This window comes from Aeromonas sp. L_1B5_3 (assembly GCF_963866575.1).
In the GTDB taxonomy this organism is placed as follows: Bacteria; Pseudomonadota; Gammaproteobacteria; order Enterobacterales; family Aeromonadaceae; genus Aeromonas; species Aeromonas jandaei.
In genome coordinates, this window is sequence record NZ_CAWMDN010000179.1 from 1 (window position 1) to 2,956 (window position 2,956).

Annotated in this window: 3 protein-coding genes; 1 reads left to right on the plus strand and 2 read right to left on the minus strand. The window is 66.7% G+C overall.

The window, feature by feature from the left end; translation table 11 throughout:
• The coding region (locus AACR93_RS23030; RefSeq protein ID WP_043852087.1) for a sigma 54-interacting transcriptional regulator at positions 1 to 970 on the plus strand (970 nt) is incomplete at its 5' end.
• 94 nt (positions 971 to 1,064) lie between these two features.
• Here AACR93_RS23030 and AACR93_RS23035 read toward each other — a convergent pair.
• Positions 1,065 to 2,147 carry a glycerol dehydrogenase gene (locus AACR93_RS23035; protein ID WP_043852088.1) on the minus strand — a complete coding sequence of 361 codons (1,083 nt, stop codon included), beginning with the start codon at positions 2,145 to 2,147 and terminating at the stop codon, positions 1,065 to 1,067.
• 125 nt (positions 2,148 to 2,272) lie between these two features.
• The coding region (locus tag AACR93_RS23040; RefSeq protein WP_043852089.1) for an HPr family phosphocarrier protein at positions 2,273 to 2,956 on the minus strand (684 nt) is incomplete at its 5' end.

The following is a 2,956-nucleotide window of genomic DNA, read 5'->3' on the forward strand; positions in this document are numbered from 1 at the left end:
GCTGCGGGCCATTCACCAGTTGCGCCAGACGGTGCCCGAGCTGTCGGCGCTGGTGGGCGAATCGAGCGCCATGCGCAAGCTGCTGCGCTACGCCCGGCAGGCGGCCCAGAGTCAGGGGCCGATCCTGCTGCGCGGTGAGGAGGAGGTGGGCAAGGCCCAACTGGCGGAGGCGATCCACTTTGGCAGCGAGCGGGCTGCCGGGCCGCTTATTACCCTCAACTGCAAGGCGCTGCCGAGCGAGCGGATGGCGCTGGAGCTGATGGGTTCCGATGAGGCGGGGCAGGAGCGGGCGGGCAAGTTCGAGCTGGCCCACGGCGGCACGCTGGTGCTGGAGCAGGTGGAGTGTCTCTCTGCCCCCATGCAGGCGGCGCTGCTGCAACTGCTCAAGACCGGCCGCATCCAGCGCTTCGATTCGGCCCGTATCCTGCCGCTCAAGGTGCGGATCATCGCCACCAGCAGCGCCCCGCTGGAGCAGCTGGTGCAGGAGGGGCTGTTTGGCCGCCAGCTGCTCTATGCCTTGCAGGCGTGCGAGCTGTGGCTGCCGGGGCTGAGGGAGCGCGCGGCGGATCTGCCGGGCCTTATCAGCCAGCAGTTGGCGGCGCAGGGGCGCGAGCCGGTACGCCAGTTCAGTCCGGCGGCCCTCGACTGTCTGCTGGCCTATCCCTGGCCCGGCAATCTGGGGGAGTTGCGCAGCGCCGTCGAGCATGCGCTGCTCCACGCCGGTCAGGGGCCGATCCCGCCCGAGGCGCTGCCCGCTGCCATTCGCCACGGCTATCAGCGGGTAGAGGACGAGGTAGTGGGGCAACCGCTGCTCACGCTGGCGGAGCTGGAGCGGCAAGCCATCCTGCGCTGCGCCCACGCCTGCAAGGGACAGGTGAGCCAGATGGCCCAGCATCTTGGCATCAGTCGCACCACCCTCTGGCGGCGGCTCAAACTGCTCGAGATCGATCCCGCCGACTATCACGGCTGACGGTTATTAAGGCCGTTGCGAACCGGCCCGCAGAAAACGAAACGGCCCCGCAGATGCGGGGCCTTGTTATATTGCAGGGTCAGTCGTGGCTCGGTTACAGCCCCAGCTGGTGGGCGGTGACGATGGCCGCCAGCACATCCTCGGCAGTGACCTTGAACGGCATATTGTGGATGGTTTCGCCCTCGGCGGTGGAGGCTTTGGCCACCTCCATCAGGCGTGCCATATCCAGCTCCTTGACCCCCATCATATGCAGGTTGGTCGGCAGGCCCACCGAGCGGCAGAAACCCAGCACCGTTTCGATCTCCGCCATCGGCGCGTTTTCCAGCACCAGCTGCACCAGGGTACCGAATGCCACTTTTTCACCGTGGTAGAGGTGGTGACATTCGGCGAGCTGGGTCAGGCCGTTATGGATGGCGTGGGCGGCGGCCAGCCCGCTGCTCTCGAAGCCGATACCGCTCAGATAGGTGTTGGCCTCGATGATGTTCTCCACCGCCTTGGTGCAGAGCCCCTGCTCCACCGCCAGTTTGGCCTTGTAGCCATCGGCCAGCAGGGTCTTGTAGCAGAGCTCGGCGATGGCCTGGGCCGCCAGCGTGGAGGCGCCACCGGCCATGGTCTTGCAACCGGACACCTTGTTGGCGCGCGCCTCGAAGTAGGTGGAGAGCGCATCCCCCATGCCGGAGACCAACAGCCGCACCGGGGCGCGGGAGACCACGCCGGTATCCATGATGACCATGTTGGGGTTGGTCGGGATCATCAGGTATTCGCTGAACTGCCCTTCCGGGGTGTAAATGACCGCCAGCGCGCTGGTGGGGGCATCGGTGGAGGCGATGGTCGGCACTATGACCACCGGCACCTTCTGGTAGAAGGCGACCGACTTGGCGGTATCCAGCGTCTTGCCGCCGCCGATGCCGATGATGACGTCAAACGGGGTCTGCTGGCAGCGGGCCAGCAGGCGGTCGATCTCGGGGCGGGAGCACTCGCCGTTGAAGCAGTCGAACTCGGGCTTGATACCGGCGCCGTGGAAGCTTGTAGCCACGGTATCGCCGACCAGCTTGGTGACGAAGGCGTCGGCCAGGATCAGCGGCTTGCTGCCGAGCGCTTTGACGTAGTTGCCGATATTGGCGAGGGCCCCGTTGCCTTGTACGTATTTGCTGGGGCTGATGATAATGCGGTCCATATTTTATCCCTCTCTCTTTATGAATTAAGAATCGGGGCGAAGGGGCGGCAGTGCCGGGGACTCCTTCGTCTTGAATGGTGCTGCACAGGCTCAGCGAGCGAGTGCAGCACCTTGAAGCAGTGGCGTCAGTCGCCGAAGCGCTCGGCGGCCAGCTGCTGGAAGCAGGTCAGTGCGGCGGTGGCATCCTCGCCGCGCGCCAGCAGGGTGAGCTGGTCGCCCTGACGCACGTTGAGCATGGCGAGCCGGGTCAGACTGCGGGGATTGGCCTCTTTATCCCCCTTTTGCAGTTTGAGTTCGGCGGCAAAGGGCTTGAGGGCGGCCACCAGCCGGGCGGCGGGGCGCACATGCAGGCCGTGGGGGTTATCCACCACCACTTCGCAGCGCAGCCAGCCGTCGTCGGCAACGGGGGCCGTCTCGGTAGCAGCCTGCGCCGCGCTGGCTGGCAGCATCGCCTGTTTCGGGCCCAGCGCGCCGAGCGCCTCGGCTGCCACCTCATCCAGCGTCAGGCCGGAACCGGCCGCCACCACAGCGGCCAGAGTGCCCTCGACCAGCGGGGCGGGGCAGAGCCGCACCCTCGCGCTCAGCTCCGGGGGCAGCAGTTCGAGGGCGGTCTCGGCGCTCAGCAGAGCGCTGCCCAAGTCCATCAGCACCAGCACACCACTGCCGTCATCCGCTTCTTCAATCGCACTCATCACCGCGATGGCGTCGGTGCCGATGGGGTGGTCGGGGTCATCGACCCCGGCCGCCAGCAGCAATCGGGCCGGGCTGCCGAGCTGGTCGGCCAGAGCTCTCAATCCGGCCGCCAGCAT